At 64.4% G+C, this 22,729-nt stretch carries 15 protein-coding genes, 1 other RNA gene and 1 pseudogene; 11 read left to right on the top strand and 6 right to left on the bottom strand.

The window, feature by feature from the left end; all coding sequences use genetic code 11:
• Positions 1 to 155 precede the first annotated feature (155 nt).
• Positions 156 to 806 (top strand): outer membrane protein OmpA, encoded by a 651-nt coding sequence (gene ompA / locus ACMFWR_RS06295; RefSeq protein WP_413194148.1) that lies wholly within the window; start codon positions 156 to 158, stop codon positions 804 to 806.
• An 817-nt stretch (positions 807 to 1,623) separates the two neighbouring features.
• On the top strand, positions 1,624 to 3,078 hold the full coding sequence (locus tag ACMFWR_RS06290) for a DUF2252 domain-containing protein (protein ID WP_413194147.1): 1,455 nt from the start codon (positions 1,624 to 1,626) through the stop codon (positions 3,076 to 3,078).
• Between the two features lie 56 nt (positions 3,079 to 3,134).
• Here the strand turns inward: ACMFWR_RS06290 and ssrA are convergent.
• Positions 3,135 to 3,493, bottom strand: a transfer-messenger RNA (tmRNA) gene (gene ssrA, locus ACMFWR_RS06285).
• A 446-nt stretch (positions 3,494 to 3,939) separates the two neighbouring features.
• Here ssrA and ACMFWR_RS06280 point away from each other — a divergent pair.
• The gene (locus ACMFWR_RS06280; protein ID WP_413194146.1) at positions 3,940 to 5,196 is read left to right on the top strand and encodes a fumarylacetoacetate hydrolase family protein; all 1,257 of its coding nucleotides are present in this window, start codon (positions 3,940 to 3,942) and stop codon (positions 5,194 to 5,196) included.
• Between the two features lie 19 nt (positions 5,197 to 5,215).
• On the opposite strand, the gene ACMFWR_RS06275 is transcribed toward ACMFWR_RS06280, so the two are convergent.
• Entirely contained in the window at positions 5,216 to 5,878 is a 663-nt protein-coding gene (locus tag ACMFWR_RS06275) for an HAD family hydrolase (protein ID WP_413194799.1), read from the bottom strand.
• A 70-nt stretch (positions 5,879 to 5,948) separates the two neighbouring features.
• Complete coding sequence (gene ubiG / locus ACMFWR_RS06270; RefSeq protein WP_413194145.1) at positions 5,949 to 6,647, bottom strand: bifunctional 2-polyprenyl-6-hydroxyphenol methylase/3-demethylubiquinol 3-O-methyltransferase UbiG; 699 nt, start codon at positions 6,645 to 6,647, stop codon at positions 5,949 to 5,951.
• Between the two features lie 352 nt (positions 6,648 to 6,999).
• Between ubiG and crcB the strand changes: the two genes are divergently transcribed.
• Positions 7,000 to 7,383 carry a fluoride efflux transporter CrcB gene (crcB, locus tag ACMFWR_RS06265; RefSeq protein ID WP_413194144.1) on the top strand — a complete coding sequence of 128 codons (384 nt, stop codon included), beginning with the start codon at positions 7,000 to 7,002 and terminating at the stop codon, positions 7,381 to 7,383.
• 48 nt (positions 7,384 to 7,431) lie between these two features.
• Here the strand turns inward: crcB and ACMFWR_RS06260 are convergent, their stop codons facing one another.
• Entirely contained in the window at positions 7,432 to 9,228 is a 1,797-nt protein-coding gene (locus ACMFWR_RS06260; RefSeq protein WP_413194143.1) for an FAD-dependent monooxygenase, read from the bottom strand.
• A 223-nt stretch (positions 9,229 to 9,451) separates the two neighbouring features.
• Here ACMFWR_RS06260 and ACMFWR_RS06255 point away from each other — a divergent pair, with 223 nt between their 5' ends.
• Positions 9,452 to 11,281: a tetratricopeptide repeat protein gene (locus ACMFWR_RS06255; protein ID WP_413194142.1), complete on the top strand. Its 1,830-nt coding sequence runs from the start codon at positions 9,452 to 9,454 to the stop codon at positions 11,279 to 11,281.
• A gap of 4 nt (positions 11,282 to 11,285) precedes the next feature.
• Here the strand turns inward: ACMFWR_RS06255 and ACMFWR_RS06250 are convergent, their stop codons facing one another.
• The gene (locus ACMFWR_RS06250; protein WP_413194141.1) at positions 11,286 to 12,575 is read right to left on the bottom strand and encodes an MFS transporter; all 1,290 of its coding nucleotides are present in this window, start codon (positions 12,573 to 12,575) and stop codon (positions 11,286 to 11,288) included.
• 314 nt (positions 12,576 to 12,889) lie between these two features.
• Here ACMFWR_RS06250 and ACMFWR_RS06245 point away from each other — a divergent pair, with 314 nt between their 5' ends.
• Positions 12,890 to 13,486 (top strand): N-acetyltransferase family protein, encoded by a 597-nt coding sequence (locus ACMFWR_RS06245; RefSeq protein WP_413194140.1) that lies wholly within the window; start codon positions 12,890 to 12,892, stop codon positions 13,484 to 13,486.
• 146 nt (positions 13,487 to 13,632) lie between these two features.
• On the opposite strand, the pseudogene ACMFWR_RS06240 reads toward ACMFWR_RS06245, so the two are convergent.
• Positions 13,633 to 14,523, bottom strand: a pseudogene (locus ACMFWR_RS06240) (gamma-glutamyl-gamma-aminobutyrate hydrolase family protein); the annotation flags it as partial.
• A 491-nt stretch (positions 14,524 to 15,014) separates the two neighbouring features.
• On the opposite strand from ACMFWR_RS06240, the gene ACMFWR_RS06235 reads away from it, so the two are divergent.
• The 5 genes from ACMFWR_RS06235 (at position 15,015) to xdhC (ending at position 22,679) form a co-directional block, all read left to right on the top strand.
• A complete protein-coding gene (locus tag ACMFWR_RS06235) occupies positions 15,015 to 16,448 on the top strand; it encodes an amidase (protein WP_413194139.1) in 1,434 nt (477 codons plus the stop codon).
• Positions 16,449 to 16,532: 84 nt separating this feature from the next.
• On the top strand, positions 16,533 to 17,063 hold the full coding sequence (locus tag ACMFWR_RS06230) for a disulfide bond formation protein B (protein ID WP_413194138.1): 531 nt from the start codon (positions 16,533 to 16,535) through the stop codon (positions 17,061 to 17,063).
• Between the two features lie 583 nt (positions 17,064 to 17,646).
• On the top strand, positions 17,647 to 19,161 hold the full coding sequence (xdhA, locus tag ACMFWR_RS06225; protein WP_413194137.1) for a xanthine dehydrogenase small subunit: 1,515 nt from the start codon (positions 17,647 to 17,649) through the stop codon (positions 19,159 to 19,161).
• A gap of 14 nt (positions 19,162 to 19,175) precedes the next feature.
• The gene (gene xdhB, locus ACMFWR_RS06220; RefSeq protein WP_413194136.1) at positions 19,176 to 21,668 is read left to right on the top strand and encodes a xanthine dehydrogenase molybdopterin binding subunit; all 2,493 of its coding nucleotides are present in this window, start codon (positions 19,176 to 19,178) and stop codon (positions 21,666 to 21,668) included.
• A 3-nt stretch (positions 21,669 to 21,671) separates the two neighbouring features.
• Positions 21,672 to 22,679 (top strand): xanthine dehydrogenase accessory protein XdhC, encoded by a 1,008-nt coding sequence (gene xdhC / locus ACMFWR_RS06215; RefSeq protein WP_413194135.1) that lies wholly within the window; start codon positions 21,672 to 21,674, stop codon positions 22,677 to 22,679.
• Positions 22,680 to 22,729: the final 50 nt, after the last annotated feature.

Here is a 22,729-nt window from a genome sequence, read left to right as displayed (position 1 = left end):
ATCATGGCAGAATGCCCGCACTGTCTGGGATTGGTCAGAGTGTAATCGTCGCTTTTTTTGATAAACGGCGATGTTATACTCCGGGCAATGTCAGATTCGTCTTGGTCACCAAGCTCGCAGTAAACCTGCGGTAATCTCAATTTCGAGAGGAGAATATGAAAAAACTTTCAAAGCTCGCGTTCATTGCAGCTACCGCAGTCATGGCTGCATCGGCAATGGCTCAATCGGTTCCGGCATCGCGTCAAGCTGTGAACGATAACTGGGTAAACGGCACGGGCGAATGGGTTTGGATGAACGGCACGAACGAGCTCTGCTGGCGTGACGGCTTCTGGACCCCGGCAACGGCCAACGCAAAGTGCGACGGCGCCCTGGTTGCTCAGGCACCGGCTCCGGCACCTGCACCGGCTCCGGCTCCGGCTCCGGCGATCACGAGCCAGAAGGTCACCTTCCAAGCTGACACGCTGTTCGACTTCGACAAGGCTGTTCTGAAGCCCGAAGGCAAGGCGAAGCTGGATGATCTGGCATCGAAGATCGGCGACGTGAACCTGGAAGTCGTTGTCGCAACGGGCTACACCGACAAGATTGGCTCGGACAAGTACAACGACCGTCTGTCGCTGCGCCGTGCACAAGCTGTCAAGGCATACCTGGTCAGCAAGGGCATCGACGCCAACCGTATCTACACGGAAGGCAAGGGCAAGCGTAACCCGGTCGTGACGGATTGCAACCAGAAGAACCGTAAGGCCCTCATCGCCTGCCTCGCGCCGAACCGCCGCGTGGAAGTCGAAGTGGTCGGCACGTCGAAGTAAGCTTCTGCTGCGATCAAAAGCCCCGCTCCGGCGGGGCTTTTTTTTCGCCTGAACATATCGTGCGGGACCCATTCCCGACCGAATGCACAGATCGAATTCCATCGATTTATTCGTGCAATGTCAAAGACGTAGTCTGATCGCGTGCGATTTTCCAGGACTAGAAATATCCATAATCGTTGTTTGATCAACTATCCTATTAGGCTATTTTCGTGGTTCAATTAAGTGCTCATCAGTTTGGTCTGCGGATTGAATAAATCGTCATAAAGATTTCGCGAAACACTGACGCTTACCCGAGCATTCTTAAGCGAAAATTAAAATGCGGTGCCGCATAAAACATTTTTATTAATCGCTTCTCACCCCGTAATAAATACAAATCGCCCAACTCATCGGGTGACTTAACCGGTTACTTGCGCAGTCGAAATATTCACGCTGAAAAGAAGCCAATTTGCTTTGTGAATTTTTTGTGACAATCGCCCTTCGCCCTCCCTCCGTATCAAAGCGTCGTTTGGCCTGATGTTCGGCTTTACGTTCCGCTTCACGTTCGCTGAGCTTCGCCCGTCGCACGCCTGCCCCGCGCGTTCCTGCCAAGCCGTCTCAACCGGCGTCGCCCCGTCGTGGGATCTCCCGCGTCCTCGCCCTGCCGCCGGGACCAGCCAACCCTGACGGCGGTCCGACGGAAGGCTTTCAGACACCCGCCTGACCGCAAGGCGCTACGGCAGGCGAGGTGTTGACGGCTTCCGTGAAAACGGCGAGCGTTGCGCTCTGTCAGGCGTGCGAGATCGTGCGCTCGGCGCTTACGTCCGGGAGGAATGCCATCGTGTCCGATTCAGCAGCAGCGAAGCCCGTTCAATCTGGTGCGTCAGGCGCCAATCCGAAGGCCGCCGCCAATGTGCAAGACCCGGAGTCGCTGTTTTCCGGGCGCGACGCCGTCTCGGCGCGTGTCGGCCAGGGCAAAGCCTTGCGCCGCCAGGTCCCCCGCGAAAAGCTCGGTGAATGCACGATCAAGCGACGGGACCCCATTGCGCTGCTCGACGCGTCGAACGCCGGGCGGGTCGAAGAACTGATCCCCGTGCGGTACGGGCGCATGCTCGCCAACCCGTTCGCGTTCTACCGCGGCGGCGCACCGCTTTTCGCGCACGACCTCTCCGCGCTGCCCCACTCGGGCGTGCATGTGCAGCTCGGCGGCGACGCGCATCTCGCCAATTTCGGGCTGTTTGCCAGTCCGGAGCGCCGCATTCTGTTTGGGCCCAACGACTTCGATGAAACCCTGCCGGGCCCGTTCGACTGGGACGTGCGACGACTCGCCGCGTCGTTTGTGATCGCAGCCCGTGAGCGAGGGTTTCCGACGCGAGGCCAGCGTGCGGTGGTGCGCCGGCTGTGCGAAACCTTCCGGCGAAGGATCACCGACTTCAGCCGCATGGATACGCTCGACGTCTGGTACCACCAGTTCGATGCGGACACGATGCTCGCCACGGCCGACTCCGAGACGGAGCGCCGCAAGGAACAGATGGTGATCGATAAAGCGCGCGTGCAGTCCTCTCGATCGGTCATGACACGTTCGACGGAACTCGTGAACGGCAAGATCCGGATCAAGGATGTTCCTCCGCTCGTCTATCACGTACCGCTTGCCAGTCACGTCGAGCAGAAGCAGTACAACGCCCAGGTGCGACGTTTCTTCGCCGACTATCGGCTGACGCTGCCCGACGACCGCCGCGCGCTGTTCGACCGGTATGAGCTCGTCGATGTCGCGATCCGCGTGGTTGGCATCGGGTCAGTCGGCACACGCTGCTATGAAGCGCTCTTTATGGCCGATGGCGAGTCGCCGCTGTTTCTGCAGCTCAAGGAAGCGCGCGCGTCAGCGCTGGAAGGCTATCTGCCGGCGAGCCGGTTTCCGAACCACGGCCAGCGTGTCGTCAACGGGCAGCGCCTGCTTCAGTCGGCGAGTGACATCTTCCTCGGCTGGTCGAACATGCATCACACGGGAAACGACTTCTACGTGCGTCAGTTGCGCGATATGAAGGGGGCGTTCGACTTCAGCACGTTCGACCTCGAGGACCTTGGCGAATATGCGGTCTCCTGCGCGCACGCGCTCGCCCATTCGATGGCCAAGGCGGGCGACCCGGCACTACTGACCGGTTATGTCGGCAAGTCGGACGCCTTCGACGCGAGCATCGAGCGTTTCGCGCTGGCGTATGCGGATCAGAATGAAGCGGACTGGGAAGCGCTGAAGAAAGCCGCGAAGACAGGACGAATCCAGGCGGTTCGCGAGTAGCGTCGCCCGGCGAGAACCGGGAGCTCGCGCCTTGGCGCGGGCAACCGATAAAAGGATGGTGGAGGCGGCGGGAATCGAACCCGCGTCCAGAAGCACTCTACGACCAGTTCTACATGCTTAGTTCAGTCATTTAATTTAACCGGACGGACGCGGACGAACACGCTGCCGGACGGCGATTCACTAAGTTTTCGTCCCACGCGTCGTGACACCACGCGAGCTTATCTGACGTATATGACCTCGTGTGGCCTTGCGGCCCTAGCCCGTCAGCGAGCTAGTACGAGGACGGCGGCCCTTAGGCTGCCAGTGCGAACGTATCGTCGTTTGCAGTTACGTTTTTCCCATTGATTAACGAGGTGACGGGTCCTCGGCATGCCCTGAGCCGCTTCGCTACCCCTGTCGAAACCAGGTCGCCCCCACGGTCGGAACGCTCAACGATATGAGCAGTCTGGCAGTGTAACGCAGATCGACACCCTCATGAAAGGCCCGCGACGTTCGGCCGCAGGGCCGGCGCGCGAGCGGCACGTGCGGCGCGTCGGATGCCCGGAAGCTAAAACACGCTCATCTGCTGTCCGCCGTCCGGTACCCGGTGCCCCGCGCCGGATCCGCGTTTCGTGAAGCACGTCATAGCCGGCAAGACGCGGCAAAAACATAATCGCATCAAGAACGCCCGCGCTGGACACGCACGCGGCCGCCCCCTACGCTGTCGCACGGAGACACGACTGCGCATCGGCCTCGGCCATCGGGCCTGGCATCAGGATGCACGTCGCATTCGGCAAGTTCGATTTGTAGGCCGACGCCGAACCCTTTTCGATTTCGGATTCCCGACAAGACCACAGCGCGGCCCGAGCCGCCCAATCCATCATGAAATATCCAAGCCCCGCTTCCTGTTTGCCCGCCGATCTCGACAGCGCCCTGCTCGTCGGGCGTGTCTGGCGTCCTGCCCCCGTCGACGGCCCCTCTGTCGTCGTCGTCCGGCACGGTCAGGTCTACGACATCACGTCGACCGTGGCGACGATGGCCGACCTGCTCGACCGCGAGGATGCCGTCGATATCGCCCGCCACGCGCCCGGCGAAGCGCTCGGCACGGTCACCGCGCTGCTCGAGTCGACGACCGCCGCCTATGGCAGCACGGATGGCGAAGGCACGCGCCCCGCTGGCGCGGGCGCATCGGCTCACAACCCCGCCTCGCTACGCCTGCTCGCCCCGTGCGACGTGCAGGCCATCAAGGCCTGCGGCGTCACCTTCGCCGTGAGCCTGCTGGAGCGTGTGATCGAAGAACAAGCGGGCGGCGACGCGACCAAGGCGCGCGAAACACGCGAAACCATCAACACCTTGATCGGCACGGACCTGTCGAAGATCCGTCCGGGATCGCCGGCAGCAGCCAGACTCAAGGAAGAGCTCGAACGCCGCGGCGCGTGGTCGCAATACATGGAAGTCGGCATCGGCCCCGACGCGGAAGTGTTCTCGAAGTCGCAACCGATGTCGTCGGTGGGATTTGCGAGTCCGGTGGGCCTCTACCCGACATCGCAATGGAACAACCCCGAGCCCGAGATCGTGCTTGCGGTCAACAGCCGCGGAGAGATTGCCGGCGCAACGCTCGGCAACGACGTCAATCTGCGCGATATCGAAGGCCGCAGCGCGCTGCTGCTGGGCAAGGCCAAGGACAACAACGGGTCATGCTCGATCGGCCCGTTTATCCGGCTCTTCGATGGCCAGTTCACGCTCGACACGATTCGCGCCGCGAGCCTGTCGTTGCGGATCGAAGGCGAAGATGGATTCGAACTGGATGGCGTCAGCCATATGAGCGAAATCAGCCGCGACCCGGCCGATCTGGTCTCGCAGACCTGCGGTGCCCATCACCAGTACCCCGATGGGTTCATGCTGTTTCTCGGCACGATGTTTTCGCCGATCAAGGATCGGGATACCCCGGGAGGCGGCTTTACGCACCAGCTCGGCGACCTCGTGACGATCGCGACCCCGTCGCTTGGCGCGCTGGTCAATACGGTGCAGTTGTCGACACAGATTGCGCCGTGGACCTTCGGTGTACGTGCGCTCTATCGCAACCTCGCTTCGCGAGGCGTGTTCGACGAGGCCCGTGCAGGCGTCACCGGGCCTTGACCCGAGTGCTTCCGGCGCGTCAGACCGAACCGCGCAGCACCTGAGCGAGCCGGTCGGGCGATTCCACCACGCAGTCCGCATCCCAGGTGGCAGGCGGCGAGTCGGTGCCGCAGTATCCATATGCAGCGGCAATCGTCATCATCCCCGCGGCCTTGCCGGCCTTGACGTCGCGCAGGTCGTCGCCGACGTAGACGATATGCCCCGGGCTCACGCCAAGCTCCGACGCCGCATGCAGCAGCGGCGCGGGGTGAGGCTTCGAATGCGGCGTCGTATCGCCGGACACCACGCAGCTCGCCACTTCGGCAAGCCCGAGTTGCGCGACGAGCGGCTCGGTCAATCGCGCGACCTTGTTGGTCACGATGCCCCAACGCACATTGCGCGCGGTCAGTTCATCGAGCAACGGGCCAATCCCCGGAAACAGCACCGTCTCCACGCACAGATCTGCCTCGTAGTTCGCAAGGAATTCATCGCGCATCGCCGGAAACTTCGGATCGTCGGGTCCGATGCCGAACGCGGCGCCGAGCAAACCGCGCGCGCCAGCCGACGCCACCGGGCGAAACACGTCGAGCGGCAGCAATTCGAGTCCGCGTGCATCACGCATCTTGTTGGCCGCCGCGGCGAGGTCGGGCGCGGTGTCGGCGAGCGTGCCGTCGAGATCGAACAGCACGGCCCTCGCTGTCATCAGCGTCGAGGCAAGCAGCGGTTCGGGCAGCGGGTACAGCTCTGGCGTATCGGGCTCTTGCATGGTGGCCTCAACCCTCGCGCCGGCAGGCGAGCATGTAGTTGATGCTCGTGTCGTCGGACAGCGCGAAGTGCTTCCCGATCGGGTGATACGTGATGCCCTTGAACTGCGCGGCCTGCAGGCCGGCCATGCGTACGAAACGCGCGAGCTCTGCCGGACGGATAAAGCGCGCGTAATCGTGGGTGCCGCGCGGCAGCATGCGCGCGATGTACTCGGCGCCGACGACGGCAAACAGATAGGCCTTCGCGTTGCGGTTGAGCGTCGAAAAGAACACCCAGCCGCCGGGCTTGACGAGAGTCTTGCACGCCTCGACGATCGCTGCGGGGTCGGGCACGTGCTCGAGCATTTCCATGCAGGTCACGACATCGAACGTGCCGGGCTCGCGTGCGGCGATCGCCTCGGCTGCGATTTCTTCATATTCGACCGCGACCCCGCTTTCGAGGCTGTGAAGGTCGGCGACACCGAGCGCCTCGGTCGACAGGTCGATGCCTTTGACGCTCGCGCCCAGCGTGGCCATCGATTCGCTGAGGATCCCGCCACCGCAACCAATATCGAGTACGCGCTTGCCCGCGAGCGACGCATGCGAATCGATCCAGCCCAGGCGCAGCGGATTCAGGTCATGCAACGGTTTGAATTCCGCGCGCGGATCCCACCAGCGATGTGCAAGCTCGCTGAATTTCTGGAGTTCATGGGGGTCGGCATTCGTCATGGGGGTCGTGGCGTTCGATGCTTTGGACACGTCAGTATATCGGCGCAAACGCTGCGCCGCAAAAACGCCGGCCCGCGCAAGATCGACGCACCTGACTGCCTTGCCTGGCCCCCTTGACCTGTCGAGCCCGTCGGCGTGTCGATGACTGGGGCCGACGCAAGCCCGACGGAACGCTTTGGCAGGGTCGCAAGCCGCCGTCGGGACCAGGCCGCACGCTGACCGCGATGTCGTCGTGATCACGAATGCTAAGATCGGACGCCTATGTGACACGAGGACGACGACCCTGCGACGCAGCAGGACGCACTGAAACGCGCACGTCGCCGTCCCTTACGAACATCAACCGGGGTTCGACATGATGCTGTCGTTCATTGCCGTCGCACTGGGCGGCGCACTGGGCACGTTGCTGCGCTGGGTGCTCGGCTTGCGTTTCAATGCTGCGATGCCCGACCTGCCGCTTGGCACGCTGATCGCGAACCTGTCTGCAGGGTATGTGATCGGTCTTGCCGTCGCCTTTTTCGCGCGCTATCCCGATGTGCCGCTCGAATGGCGGCTGTTTGTCATTACCGGCATTCTCGGCGGCCTGTCGACGTTCTCGACCTTCTCGGCGGAGGTCACGGCCCATCTGCAAGCGGGGCGCGTGGGATGGGCGCTCGGCGAGATCGCCGTGCATGTCATCGGCTCCGTGCTCATGACCATGCTGGGGATTCTGACGATCACGACGTTCGTCAGGCGATAACGATCACCGCACCGCAATCGTGACCACCCCACGCACGCACTCAAGCGCTTACGCACTCACCGGTGCGGCAAACCACCGCGAGCAAAACGTCAGGCATGCCGGCCCGTCGATGGTCGGCCGGCCGCGGGCCACGATATAGCCGTCCGGGCGCCACAGGAAGAACACGGGTCGACTTTGCCCGTAGCCGTCGCTCAATGGGGGACCGCCACTGTGCTGCGGTCCGCCATTGTGGCCGTTGCCATTGCGCTGGGGCGCGTCCGCGACGAGCCAGATGCGGATCATGCCGCCGGCTCGATCCGACAGATGCCGGAACCCCTCCAGAAACGGCTCGAGCGGTTTGATCTGCGCGCCATTCGAACCGGGTTCGAGCAGCACGAACAACGAAAAACTCGCGGGGTCGTGCAGGTCGAACAGCCGCGCGTGACTCGGCACCTTGCCCAGCGGCCCGTCAAGAATTTCAACAAACGCGTCCGGCGCGCGATCGCCGGCCTGTGCGCCGCCGTCTAGAAGCCGGTCGAAACACAAGGGACCGCGCCGATAGTGGACCGCCAATTCGCTGATGCCACGCCGTGCGGCATTGCGCACGGGCCCCAGTGCTGTCAGCAGCGGCGCGATCCGGTCCCGGACCATCATGAGCCAGCCGTGGTCGGCCATGCCCATGCGCGTGACGAATGCCGTTTGCCTGAGCACGTCGCGTTCGATCGGATGGCGTTCGGCGTGATACGTATCGAGCAGGCGTAACGGCGCACCGCGCTGAATCAGTGCGAGCTTCCACGCGAGGTTCATCGCCTCCTGAATGCCGGTGTTCATCCCCTGCGCGCCGGCGGGGCTGTGAATATGCGCGGCGTCTCCCGCGAGCAGCACGCGGCCCTTGCTGAGATGCGCGACCATGCGCGAGTTGATCGTGAAGCGCGATGACCAGCCGAGCGACGCCAGGGTGACAGGACGTCCGACCCGCGACGAGACGATCGCCTGACACTGCTCGAGCGTCGGCGCGCCAGCCCCTTCGGCCGGTGCGGATGCAGCTTCGGCCGGCGCGGCGGCGCCTTCCGTTCGGGCAGCTTCGCCGCCGTTCGGCGTATGCGGTGCATTCGGTGTACCCGGACTCGCATCGGCGATCAGGCGGTAGCGGCCGCCACCCAGCGGAAAAATGGCCGTCAGCCCTTCGCGCGACAGAAAGATATGAAATTCGTCGTCAGGCAGATCCCATTCGACGCGCAGGTCCGCAAGCACGAAGTCCTGTTCGACGGTCACGCCCTCAAACGGCATCGCCAGGCAATGTCGCACGACGCTGTGTGCGCCGTCGGTGCCGACGAGCCACGCGGCGTCGACGGTTTCGGTGCGGCCGTCCGGATGCCGGACGATCCCGGTCACGCTCTGCGAGCTTTGCTCGAGCGACACCAGTTCGACACCGCGTTCGATGCGGCCGCCCAGCGTCTCGAGAGCTTGAGTCAGCACCCGCTCGGTCTCGGACTGGTCGACGAACAACAGGAACGGATAGCGGCTGTCGAGGGGATCGAAATCGATCCGGATGATGCGACGCTTCCCGGCGAGGATATTGCCTGCATGACCCCGATGACCGGCCGCCAACAGCGCGTCGACGATGCGATGCTGCTCGAGCAGCTCGAGCGTGCGCGCCTGCACGCCGATCGCACGCGAGCCCTGGGCAGGCGAAAGCGCGCGGTCGATCAGCCGGAACGGCACTTTCCAACGTGCAAGACACACGGCAAGCGCGAGTCCTGTCGGCCCCGCGCCGACGATCAGCACATCCGTGCGCGAGCGTCGCGGACCGGCCTGATGGCCCGGTTCCGTCGGGACAGAAGACTCACGGCTGGATTCAGACATGGTCGGCTCCGAAAACCCACGGCCGGTTCAGTGTAACGCCGGAACGCGTCGCGCTGCGAAGGGTCACGATGCCGCGGTGGCCATCCGCCGTTTCATTCAGCCGCACCAGCCGGACCGCCCGCCATGCTGCGCAAGGCGCCGTGCGCGCGCCAGCGCACCGAGACGGTTCGAGTGTGCGTGGCACAATACGCGTTCCTACAAGCTGGACCACGCCGAATCTGAAGTGAACGAGCTTCGCGAAGCCTACGCAGCCCACCAGAGCGGCCGTCTGGTTGAAGCCGAGCGCGGCTATCTTGCCGCATTGCAACAGTCGCCCGACGAAGTCGACGCGCTGCATCTGCTCGGCGTGCTGCGGCACCAACAGGGTCGGAACGCCGAGGCGGTCGAACTGCTCAGGCGCGCGGTCGCATTGCGCCCCCGCTTTGCCGGTGCACATCTGAATCTGGGCAATGCATGGAAGGCCCTCCGGCAATTCGACGAAGCCCAGGCGAGCTACCGCGCCGCGCTCGCCGTACAGCCCGATTTCGCGCACGCGCACTTCAACCTCGCCAATACCCTCGTGACGCTCGAACATCACGAGGACGCGATCAACCATTTCGAGCAGGCCGTGCGCCTGCAGCCGACCCACGCCGCCGCGTTCAATAATCTCGGCAATTCGCTGGCCGCGTTGCAACGGCACGAAGCCGCAGCCGGCGCGTTCTATAAAGCCATTCAATTGCAGCCCGGCTACGCGGGCGCGCATAACAACCTGGGTCTGGCGCTCAATGCGCTGGGTCGTCACGACGAAGCGCTCGACCAGTTCCGCAAAGCGCTGCTGACCGAGCCGAACTTCACGCTCGCGCGCTTCAACTACGGCACAACGCTCGACAAGCTCAGCCGGTCCGCGGATGCCATCGAGCCCCTCGAACGCGTGACGCGCGACCAGCCCGCCTTTGCGCCTGCACATTACGCGCTTGGCAATGCGTATGCGAATCTCGGGCGGCTCGCGGACGCCGAGGCCGCGCTCGCCAAGTCTGTGGAACTGGATCCGTCATTCGCCTTGGCATGGCAGGACTATGGCACGGTCGCCTACGACCTCGGCGACTACGCGAGAGCCGGACACGCATTTGAAGAGGCCACGCGCCTGCGCCCCGATCTTGCGCTCGCGCAATACAACCGCGGTCTCGTCGCGCTGATGAATGGCGACTTCGAGCGCGGCTTCGATGCCTATGAATGGCGCTGGAACGTATGGCCGAGGCCGACTGTCGCTGCACCGCCGTGGCGCGGCGGCGCGCTGCCCGAGACGGGTAAGCGCCTGCTGATCCATGCCGAGCAAGGTCTCGGCGATACGATCCAGTTCATCCGTTACGTTCCGCGCCTCGTCGCGGCGGGTGCGCAGGTCGTGCTCGAAGTCCAGCCGTCGCTGGCGAAACTCTTCGCGCCGAGTGCAGAAGCGTGGGGGGTGGAGTTGATTGAACGCGGCGCGCGCCGTCCGGCTGTCGATGCTGAATGCCCTCTGCTCAGTCTTCCGCTCGCACTCGGCACACGGGCCAATTCGATCCCGCGCAACGTCCCCTATGTGATGGCGCCGGGTCTGGGCAGCGGATACACCGAGACCACGCGCCGACGCGTCGGGATTGTCTGGTCAGGCGCCATCCGCGAGCGGCGCGAAACGCGAGCGATTCCCGTCGATGCGCTGACGTCGCTCTTCGTGATCGAAGACATCGAGTGGTGCGTGCTGCAGCACGAGGTGCCCGACGAAGACCGGGTCAGGCTCGCAGCATGGAGTTCGATCTCGTATCCGGACAAGCCGACGGACTTCGCGGATACCGCGGATCTGATCGCGCAGCTCGATCTGGTCGTGACCATCGACACGTCCGTGGCCCACCTCGCCGGCGCGATGGGCCGGCCGGTGTGGATCATGCTGCCGAAGGGGCCGGACTGGCGGTGGGGGCCGTCGGCGAGCACCACGCCCTGGTATCCGGGCGCAAAGCTGTTTCGGCAAACCACCGCCGGCGATTGGTCCGGCGTCGTCAACGACGTGTGCGCCGCGCTTCGAAGCGGCGGCTGGTGACGCGCTAGGCCGTCTTGTACTGCTGACGCGATTCCGGCGTACGGAACAGCACGAGCGTCGCGATCAGACCGCAGACCGCGGCAGCCGACATCCAGAGCCCCGGCGCCGCCTTGTTGCCCGTCGTGTGGATCAGCCAGGTCGAAATCGCCGGCGTAAAGCCGCCGAACAATGCCGTCGCCAGACTATAGGCGAGTGAGAATCCGGCGGTCCGCACTTCGGGCGGCATCACTTCGGTCAGTGCCACGACCATGGCGCCGTTGTAGCTTGCGTACAGGAACGACAGCCAGAGCTCGACCATCAGCAGCCGCGCGAACGAGGGGTCCGCGGTCAGCCATTGCATGACCGGGTAGCTCGTCAGAATCGTCAGGATCGTAAAGGTCAGCAGCAACGGCCGGCGCCCCACACGATCCGACAACGCGCCCATGACCGGCAGCCAGAACAAGTTTGAAATCCCGATACACACGGTCACGACCAGCGTGTCGACCGCCGACATCTTGAGCACGGTCTTGCCGAACGTCGGCGTGTAGGCTGTGATCAGATAGAACGACACCGTCGTCATCACGACCATCATCATGCCGGCGATCACGATGCCGCTGTTCGCAAGCATCGACTTGAAGATCTCCCCGACGCTCGGGCGATGCTTGCGTGCGAGAAACTCTTCCGTTTCCTGCAGCGAACGCCGGATCAGGAACAGGAACGGCACGATCAGGCAGCCGATGATGAACGGCACACGCCAGCCCCATGCATCCATCGTCGTATCGCCAAGCGTGTAGTGCAGCACCACGCCGAGCAATGCGGCGAAGACCACCGCGACCTGCTGGCTGCCCGACTGCCACGAACAATAAAAGCCCTTGTGCCCCTTGGTCGCCATCTCGCTCAGATAGACCGAGACCCCGCCGAGCTCGACGCCGGCCGAGAAGCCCTGCAGCAACCGCCCGAGCAGCACGAGCAGCGGCGCGAGGAAGCCGATTGTCCCGTACCCGGGCACCACGGCAACCAGCGAGGTGCCGACCGCCATCAGCAGCAGCGTGAGGATCAGCCCCTTGCGACGTCCATGGTGGTCGATATATGCCCCGAGGAAGATCGCCCCGAGCGGGCGCATCAGAAAGCCGGCGCCGAACACCGACAGCGACAGCATCAGCGAGGCGAACGGGTCATGACTCGGGAAGTACGTACGCGCGATATCCGACGCGTAATAGCCGTACACCATGAAGTCGTACATTTCGAGGAAATTGCCGCTGGTCACTCGAAAGACGGTGCGGGCTTTGGACTCTTGCTTGGCAGGGGTAGTCATGCGCGTCTCATGTGTCTGATCGCTCTATCGTGCCGCGCGGCATGGCCCGATGTCGGATGGAGCGACGGCCGGCTCCAGGCAGGAACCGCCCTTCTTGTATGGCCCGCGCCGGACTCGCGGTCAATCGCACGCCCGGATGCACGCCGGCTTCAACTTCAGTTCGAGGCCGGACACGCGCCCTGGGGCAATGGGGCGCAACGATACCGGTTTTTGGTCGCCCACACATCCTTTGCCGTCGCCGGGTCGCAGCGGCCCACAACGTAAAGGCAAGTATAATCCGGCCGATTCTGAACCGTTTCTCATTGATTTATAAGATGTTTGCCGACAATCAGCACTCCACCGCCCCTCACCACGCACCGGCCGGCGCCGTTGTTCCCACGCACGCCGAGGCTGGCACCGGCGGGCTCGTGATCCGGGTCGGTACGCCGGCGGATGCGTCCCTGCTCGCACGGCTGCACGCCACGAGCTGGCAGATGACGTACAAGGGCATCATGAGCGCGGACTTTCTCGAGTCACGCGTGTTCGCGGAGCGCGAAGCGCACTGGCAGCACAAGATGGCCGAGTGGGACCCCGCGCATGGCGAGATCCGTATCGCCGAGCTCAACGGTGAGCCGATCGGCTTTATGACCGTGGTGGACGACCGCGAGCCGCAGTACGGCATCTATCTCGACCATCTTCACGTGATGCCGGGCCACAAGGGCGCCGGCGCCGGCAAGCGTCTCATTGCCTGCGCCGAGCAGTGGGCACGAGCGCGCAACGCTCGCCAGATGTATCTGCTCGCGTGGGAAGCGAATCTGCCCGCGCGCGGTTTCTACGAGCATCTCGGCTGGTACTGCGCCGAGAAGTTCGAAGACGAACTCGTCGAAACGCGCGCCATCGCGTGCCGCTATATCTACAAGCTCGAAGGCTGAGGTCTCCGTCTCCGGCGCCATCTCTGGAATACCTGCCGGCACTGCTCGACGCGGAATCCGTCGTGCGGAACGGAGCCCGAGGTCGCGCTACCCGGCAGGGGCATGCCGATCGCCGGCACGCCCCGCCGCCCTGAAGTTCGCCGGGCTTAGAACCGCGTTTCGCGCGAGTGACGCAGGAACGTATCCAGCAACGGCGTGCAATCGAGCAATTCAGGCCCGCCCGCGCTATGAAACTCCGGGTGCCACTGCACGCCCATCACGAACGGCGCCTTGCGATACCGGATCGACTCGACGATGCCGTCGTCGGCCGACACCGCCTCGACCGTCAGGTCGCGGCCCAGCACCTTGACTGCCTGGTGGTGGATCGAATTGACCAGCGCTTCACTGCGCGTGGGGAACATCGACGCGAGTGTCGAGCCTTGCGGGAACTGGATCGTATGGCGCAGGCGGTCGTACTGCTCGTTCACGTGGACGGTCGCGGTCGGGACATCGGTCGCGATGTCCTGATACAAGGTCCCGCCAAATGCGACATTGATCAGCTGGCAGCCGCGGCAAATGCCGAGCACCGGCTTGCCCGCTTCAATGAATTCATGCAGTAACTCCAGCTCGTACATATCGCGGACGCGGTCGCCGGGCCACTCGGGACGCGTTGCGACATCCGCATACGACTGAGGCGACACGTCAGCCCCGCCCTGCAGCACGAGCCCATCGAGCTGCTTCGCGTAGTCCCGCAGACGGATATTGCTCGGGTGCAGCATGCCCTGATGACCGACCGTCGGGATCATGAAAACGATCACGTCACGAGACATGACCCAGTGCGCGACCGACTCTTCAAGATACTGAAGCGTCTTGCCGCGCAAGCCCTTCGCACCCGGCTCCGGATGGAAGATCCGCGCCGACACGCCGATGCGCAGCGTGCGCTGGGTGATTCGCTGACCCGCGCGATCAAACAATGCGCGCGCGCGTGCCGCAAAAATCCTCCCGAACACGGACCACGCCGAGTCATGCGACTTGAGATACGCAGGCGGCACATTCGGGGTTGCGGTACCGCGCATCGGTTCGGGCGGCACCGCCGGACCAGCGGAGTCCGTCGCGGATTCGACGACGGGATCGGGACGAGTACTGGGGGCGACGGTCGACGCAGTAGGCGCGACGCCAGCCTGGACTGCCGGTTCGGATGCCGGCGGGATAGGACGCGACGGGTCTTCACTCATCGTGGTTGAACGAGCGCAAGGCGCTTTGACGGCTAGGACGAATTCATTATCCGCTTGTCACCGGACGCGGGCAAACCTGCCTTTTGCAACCGATCGAAACGGTCCGCAACGACTCGTCACGTTTTTCTACGACGCGGCGTCACGTCAATGCGTCCTACAATGGCGGCCTGTCGTGAACCGAGCTGTCGTGAACCAGGATACTTGCCGCCATGAGTCAGCACGCTGCCCCCGCTACTTCCAACGATACGACTGGCCATTCTGCCGCCACGGATGCACGGGACGGAACACGCCGTGCCGGACCGTCCGGTTATCAAGTGAAAAGCCTCGCCGCGCTCGCGCACGATCTGGCCTCAGGCAGCATCACGAGCCGTGCATTGACTGAGACGATGCTCGCACGCATCGCGGACCCTGACGGCCAGGGCAGCCGGGTTTTCATTCATGTCGATGTCGACGGGGCGCTTGCGATGGCCGACGCGGCCGATGCCATGCGACGTGCCGGCAATGTGCTCTCGCCATTGCATGGCGTGCCGGTGTCGATCAAGGATCTATTCGACGTCAGGGGTGAGGTCACGCGCGCTGGATCGTCGATCCTGCGCGATGCCGCGCCGGCGAGCGCCGATTCCGAGGCCGTTGCACGGCTGCGCCGCGCGGGCGCCGTGCTGATCGGGCGGACGAATATGAGCGAATTTGCGTTTTCCGGTGTCGGGCTGAACCCCCACTATGGCCATCCGCTGGCGCCCTATCGGCGCGCCGCGCAGACCGTGTCGGGCGGTTCGTCCTCGGGTGCCGCGGCTTCCGTCGCGGACGGTATGGCCGCCGTCGCCCTCGGCACCGACACGGGCGGGTCGGTTCGCATTCCTTCGGCGTTCTGTGAGTTGACCGGTTTCAAGCCGACCGCCCGACGCGTGCCTTCGACGGGCGCCTTCCCGCTGTCGACGAGCCTCGACTCGATTGGCCCGATCGGCCTGACTGTCGATTGCTGCGCCATCGTCGACCGCATCCTCGCAGGCCCATCGTCATCGTCATCGTCGTCATCGGCCTCTGCGCCAGCGCACGCAGACTCGCCAGCCGGCGCTTCCGGCAGCGGAGCCGCTGTACCGTTCGGCGCCCGGCCGCTGGCGGGGCGTCGCCTCGGCGTGCTGCGCAACTATATGTTCAATGACGCGGACAGCATCGTGCCGCCGACCTTCGAACGGGCGCTGCGCGAGCTCGAAGCCGCCGGCGCGGAACTCGTCGACTTCACGTTCGACGCACTGGACCGGCTTCCCGACATCAACCGGATCGGCCTCTCGTCGATGGAATCCTATGCGCTTCACCGTCCGTGGCTCGACCGGTCTTCACAATACGATCCGCGCGTGCTGCTGCGCATCATGAAAGGCGAAGGCGTGCCGGCGAGCGACTATCTGGATCTGCTCGGCGAACGCCGCCGGATGATCGAAGCCGCCGCGCGCGCGTTTGCGCCGTTCGATGCCGTCGTCTGCCCTACCGTGCCGATCGCGCCGCCGACGGTCGCTGACCTCGCCGACGACACGGCATTCTTCCGGCTCAACCCGCTGATCCTGCGCAATCCGAGCGTAATCAACTTCATCGACGGGTGCGCCCTGTCGCTGCCGTGCAACCGGCCGGGCGATGCGCCGGTCGGTCTGATGGTGGCCGGAACCGGCGGCACGGATGCAGCGATTCTCGCGCTGGGCCGGCGCGTGGAGGCTGCGCTACATCATTTGCGCACAGTGGAGCGGCTACAATGACGCGCGCCGCGGCCCGGACCACTCAAGACCGTGCAAGTTTGACCGATAAGAGATTCATCACCGAACCACTGGCAAAACTGCTCAATGAACCGCACCTTTGACGCCTCGGCGCGTTTGCTGGCCCGCGAACGCCGGCGCCTGCTTGTATTAGCTCTCATCTGCATCGGCCTTGTCTGCGGAGCGCTCTACCTGCAGATCTTCAAGGGCGAAGACCCCTGCCCGCTCTGTATCCTCCAGCGCTACGGTTACCTGCTGGTCGCGATCTTCGCATTGCTCGGGTCGACTTCGTCGGGCTGGCGCAGCATCGCGATTTCCGAGACGCTCGTGCTGATCAGCGCAATCTTCGGCGTCGCGGTGTCGGCCCGCCACGTGTGGATTCAGGCGCATCCGAGCTTCAGCTGCGGCTTCGACAAGCTTCAGCCGATCGTTGACGGCCTGCCGCCGGCCAAGTGGCTGCCGAAGGTGTTCCAGGTCGCCGGCCTGTGTGAAACGCCTTATCCGCCGCTTCTCGGACTCACACTGCCGCAGTGGTCGCTGATCGGCTTTGTGATCATCGCGATCGCGGTGGCGCGATCGATGTCGACGCGCAAGCGCACGCTGGCCGCTGGCCGCTGACCTTCGCCCCTCGCCGGCGGGCGTTGCCCGCCTGCCACCCTCTCCGGCTCTCCTCACCGGCTCTCTACAGCCAGCTTCGGCCCTCTATGGCCCCTACGGCCATCTCACCGGTCATCTTCTGGTTAACACCGATGCCGCGCAGGCATGCGTCCCGCACGCGGCGTGGCATGGTAAGTGCGCACTCAATAACAAGCGCGCCAGCCTGTTGCCCCGCGTCGTCGTTCGCTGCTGAAGCGCCGCCAGCCTTGGGTTGGGCGCTCACCATAGTCGCCGCTCACATTGCCGCGCGCCGGCTCGACCCGCCGTCACCGCCCGAACGACCGGCCTCTCCGTGCCCCGACATAGCCGCCCTCGAATAGCCCGGATCAGACGCGCCAATACTTTCCGAGGCTTCACAGTGCTATGGTTCGGAACATGGATGGCGATCACGTGCGCATCAGCGCGGCGCGCGCCCGGTCCGAAGCATGATCGAGCTGCCTGATCGAACCGCTTGCTGAGCCGCGTTGCGAACCTGTTCGCGCGCGGCCTGTGGACGTGCCGATCGTGCGGCTCAATCAAGCCGAATGTTCAGCCGAGTCCCGATATGGATCCGCAAACCATCCGATTTTTCTATCGCGGCGAAGTCCGCGAAGTCAGCGGCATTGCCGCGACACGCACCGTCCTCCAGCACCTGCGCGAGGACCTTCATTGCACCGGCACGAAGGAAGGCTGCGCCGAAGGCGACTGTGGCGCCTGCACGGTCGTGGTCGGCGAACGTGACAATGCAGGCCATGTGGCGCTTAAAGCGGTCAACGCCTGTATTCAGTTCGTGCCCACGCTGGACGGCCGCGCGCTGTTCACCGTCGAGGATGTCCGCCGCGACGACGGAACCTTGCATCCGGTTCAGCAAGCCATGGTCGACTGTCATGGCTCCCAATGCGGCTTCTGCACGCCAGGCTTCGTGATGTCGATGTGGGCGCTCTATCAGAACCTCGACCCCGCCGTGGGCGCGCCGACGCGTCAGGAGATCGACGAAGCGTTGTCGGGCAACCTGTGCCGCTGCACCGGATATCGCCCGATCATCGATGCGACGCAGGCCATGGTCGACTATCCCGCTTCAGCCGGTGACCGGATCGACCGCGCCGGCCTTGCGCGCCAGCTTGCGGCGATTGGGCGCACCGGGACGCTCGACTATCCGTACACGGATGCGAACGGCAACACCCATCATTTCCATGCGCCCCGTACGCTTGAAGCGTTCGCCGAACTGCGCGCCGCGCATCCCGATGCGCGCGTCCTCGCCGGCAGCACGGATATCGGGCTGTGGGTGACCAAACAATTCCGTGATCTGGGCGACATGCTCTATATCGGCAACGTCGCCGAACTCCGGGAAATCGATGCTGACGGCGAGGCGCTGACCATCGGCGCAGCGGCGACCCTGCAGGACGCATTCGCCGCCATCGCCGCCGACTATCCGGAAATCGCCGAGATCTGGCAGCGCTTTGCGTCGGTGCCGATCCGCAACGCCGGCACGCTGGGGGGCAACGTGGCCAACGGCTCGCCGATCGGCGACTCGATGCCCGCGCTGATCGCGCTCGGCGCCGAGGTCGTGCTGCGCAATGGCGCCGTACAGCGCACCCTGCCGCTCGACGCGTTCTATCTCGCGTACCAGAAGACCGCGCTGACGCCCGGCGAGTTCGTGGAAGCCATCCGCCTGCCGCGCCCCTCGCAGCACCTGCGATTCCGGACCTACAAGCTCTCGAAACGCTATGACTCGGATATCTCGGCCGTCTGCGGCGCGTTTGCGATTCAATTCAAGGACGGCCGCATCGAACAGGCACGCCTCGCCTACGGTGGCGTAGCGGCGACGCCCAGGCGCGCTGTCGCGGCCGAGGCCGTACTGACAGGCACCGAGTGGTCCGAGGCCACCGTGCGCGCCGCCATGGATGCACTGTCCACCGACTACGCGCCGCTCACGGATATGCGCGCCTCGGATGCCTATCGCGCGAAAACCGCGCGGAACCTGCTCTATCGCTTCTGGCTCGAAACACGTGAGGAAGCGCCGCTCGACATGACTCAGGTCAACGTGTTCGCCACGACTGCGCCGTTGACCTCGGCCTGAGCGAAGGAGGGATCATGAACAAGCACGATGAAGCACAGGTCGTTGCCGCCGCCGGCAAGATCGGCATGGATCGTATGGACAGCGGTGCAGGCGCATCAGGTGCGCCAGGTGCATCGGCTGCGTCCATCGGCGTCGGCCGCGCACATGAATCGGCGGCGCTGCATGTGGCCGGCGAAGCCACGTATACCGACGACATCGTCGAGTTGCACGGCACCGTCCACGCAGCGCTCGGGCTGTCAAAGCACGCCCACGCCACCATTGCCTCGATCGATCTCGAGCGCGTGCGGCACGCGCCGGGTGTCATCGCTGTCTTCACGGCGGCCGATATCCCGGGCGTTAACGACTGCGGCCCGGTTTTTCACGACGATCCCGTGCTGGCGGACGGCGTGGTTCAGTACCTCGGGCAACCCGTGTTCGTGGTCGTTGCGCAGACTCACGATCTCGCTCGTCGCGCCGCTCAACTCGCGAAGCACGACGACGTGGTGCGCTACGAACCGCTCGAGGCCGTCCTGACTGCGCGCGAGGCACATGAGCGCGAGCAGTACGTCGTGCCCCCGCTGCACCTCGTGCGCGGCGACCCTGCCGGCAAAATCGCCGCGGCGCCCTACCGGATCACGGGCGAATTCGAGGTCGGCGGCCAGGAACAGTTCTATCTCGAAGGCCAGATCGCGTACGCCGTCCCGAAGGAAGGCGACTCGATGCACGTGTGGTCGTCGACGCAGCACCCGAGCGAAATGCAACACGTGGTCGCACACTTGCTCGATATCCCGAGTCACGCGGTGCTCGTTGAGTGTCGCCGCATGGGCGGCGGCTTTGGCGGCAAGGAATCCCAGTCGGCGCTGTTTGCCGCGGTCTCGGCCCTCTGCGCGCGCCATCTGAATCGTCCGGTCAAGCTGCGGGCGGACCGCGACGACGACTTCATGATCACGGGCAAACGCCACGACGCGTGGTATCGCTACGAAGCGGGTTTCGATGCACAGGGCCGGCTCGAAGGCGCGCGTGTCGAAATCGCGCTGCGAGCGGGCTATTCGGCGGACCTCTCGGGTGCCGTCGCAACGCGTGCCTTATGTCACTTCGACAATGCGTACTATCTGTCGGACGTCGATATATGGGCGCTCGCCTGCAAGACGAACACGCAATCGAATACAGCGTTTCGTGGCTTCGGCGGCCCGCAGGGCGCGCTCGTGATGGAGGTCATTCTCGACGGCATCGCGCGCAAACTGGGCCGCGATCCGCTCGACGTCCGGCGCGTCAACTACTACGGCACCACCGAGCGCAATATCACGCCGTACGGTCAGAGCGTGACGGACAACGTCATCGCGCCGCTGACCGACGAGCTCGTTGCATCAAGCGACTATGAAGCACGCCGGACCGCGATCGCCGCATTCAACCGGACGAGTCCGGTGCTCAAGCGCGGCATCGCCCTCACCCCGGTCAAGTTCGGCATCTCGTTCAATGTGCCCCATCTCAATCAGGCCGGGGCGCTCGTGCACGTCTATCGCGATGGCTCCGTGCTCGTGAATCATGGCGGCACCGAGATGGGCCAGGGGCTCAACACCAAGGTGGCGCAGGTCGTCGCCGCTGTGCTCGGGCTCGATCTGAGCCGCGTGCGTTCGACCGCGACCGACACGAGCAAAATTGCCAACACCTCGGCAACCGCCGCATCGACAGGTAGCGACCTCAACGGCAAAGCGGCCGAAGCGGCTGCCCTGACAATCCGCATGCGTCTCGCGGAGTTCGCCGCGAAACAGTACGGCGGCGACGCCGACGCCGTGGAATTCCGCAACGGGATGATTCACGCGAACGGCCAGGATCTCGCGTTTCGCACCGTGATCGAGGCTGCGTACCTGGCGCGCGTACAGTTATGGTCGGACGGATTTTATGCCACGCCGAAAGTGCATTGGGATTCCAAGACACTGACTGGCTCGCCGTTTTATTACTTCGCCTATGGGGCAGCCGTATCCGAGGTCGTGATCGACACGCTGACTGGCGAATGGAAGCTCCTGCAAGCCGATCTGCTCTATGACGCGGGCCGCTCGATCAACCCGGCCATCGATATCGGACAGGTCGAAGGCGCCTTTATTCAGGGCATGGGGTGGCTGACGACCGAAGAACTCTGGTGGAATGCGCAGGGGCGTCTGATGACGCACGCCCCATCGACCTACAAGATTCCATCGGTCAGCGATTGCCCGGAAGCTTTCCACGTCAAGCTGTTCGACAACGTGAACGCCGAGCCGAGCGTCTACCGTTCGAAGGCCGTCGGAGAGCCGCCGTTGCTGTTGCCCTTCTCGGTCTTCCTCGCGATTCGCGATGCCGTTGCATCGACCTCGGCCGATCCGCGTTGCGTACCGCCGTTGCGCGCACCCGCGACGCCGGAAGCGATCCTCGATGCGCTCGACGCGGTAGCCGACGGCCAGAGCGCTGTGCAGACGAGCATCAGTCCGCTCGCCGCCCCGGCACTCGTTGAAGGCGCCATCCTGTCGAGCGTCGAAACGACGGGGCGATAGCGTATGGAACGATGGCTTCAGGCACTGCAACAGACCCTCGCGCACGGCGACGCCGTCGTGCTGGTTACCGTCGCACGCACGGAGGGTTCGGCCCCGCGTGACGCTGGCACGAAGATGGTCGTCACGCGCGATACGGTCAGCGACACGATCGGCGGCGGCCACCTGGAATTCAAGGCCATCGAGGTAGCGCGTCAAGTCCTGCGCGAAGGGGGCCGCGGACCGACCGAAGTTAACCGGCGTCTCGAACGGTTTTCCCTCGGGCCGAGCCTGGGTCAGTGCTGCGGCGGCGCCGTGATGCTGGCGTTCGAACGGCTGACGATCGCGGACCTCGGATGGGTCAAGACACTCGCCCGGCGTATGACGGCCGGCCAGGCCACCGTGCGCAGCGTCGCCTTCGACTCGACCTTGCCTGTGATGCTCAGCGATCCGGAACCCGGTTGCGAAAGCCCGGACTGCCTGCTGTGGACCGGCGACGCGAGCGGCCCGCTGCTGACTGAGACGCTCGTGGTCGATACGTTTCCGGTCGTGCTGTTTGGCGCAGGACACGTCGGCGCTGCGCTGATCGAGATTCTGCGGACCCTGCGATGCACGATCCGTTGGGTGGACGAACGCGACGCGCAATTTCCGAAGCTGGACCTCGCGCGTTTCCCCACGCTGACAATCGATGCGAACGATGCGCCCGAGGCCGCGGTCGATGAAGCGCCGGCTGGCACGTATTTCCTGGTCATGACGCATAGCCATGCACTCGACCAGTCGCTGACTGAACGGATTCTTCGCCGCGCGGACTATGCGTATTTCGGTCTGATCGGCTCGCACACGAAGCGCAAACAGTTCGAGCACCGCCTCGCCGCGCGCGGCATCGACCCGCACCAGATCGCGCGGATGATCTGCCCGATCGGTGTGCCGGGCATCACGGACAAGTCGCCCGAGGTCATTGCGGTCGCGGTCGCGGCGCAGATGTTGCAGGTCGTCGATTCAAGGGTGAGTCATGCGCGCCCGGTCACGGCGTGAGCTCAACACCGGGTGTACGCGCGTGAAATAGGTGCATCGGGTACGCGCAT

This window comes from Pararobbsia alpina (genome assembly GCF_965118125.1).
GTDB classification, from domain to species: domain Bacteria; phylum Pseudomonadota; class Gammaproteobacteria; order Burkholderiales; family Burkholderiaceae; genus Pararobbsia; species Pararobbsia alpina_A.
Note: the sequence above shows the minus strand (reverse complement) of the source record. Positions and strands in the feature narration are given on the sequence as shown.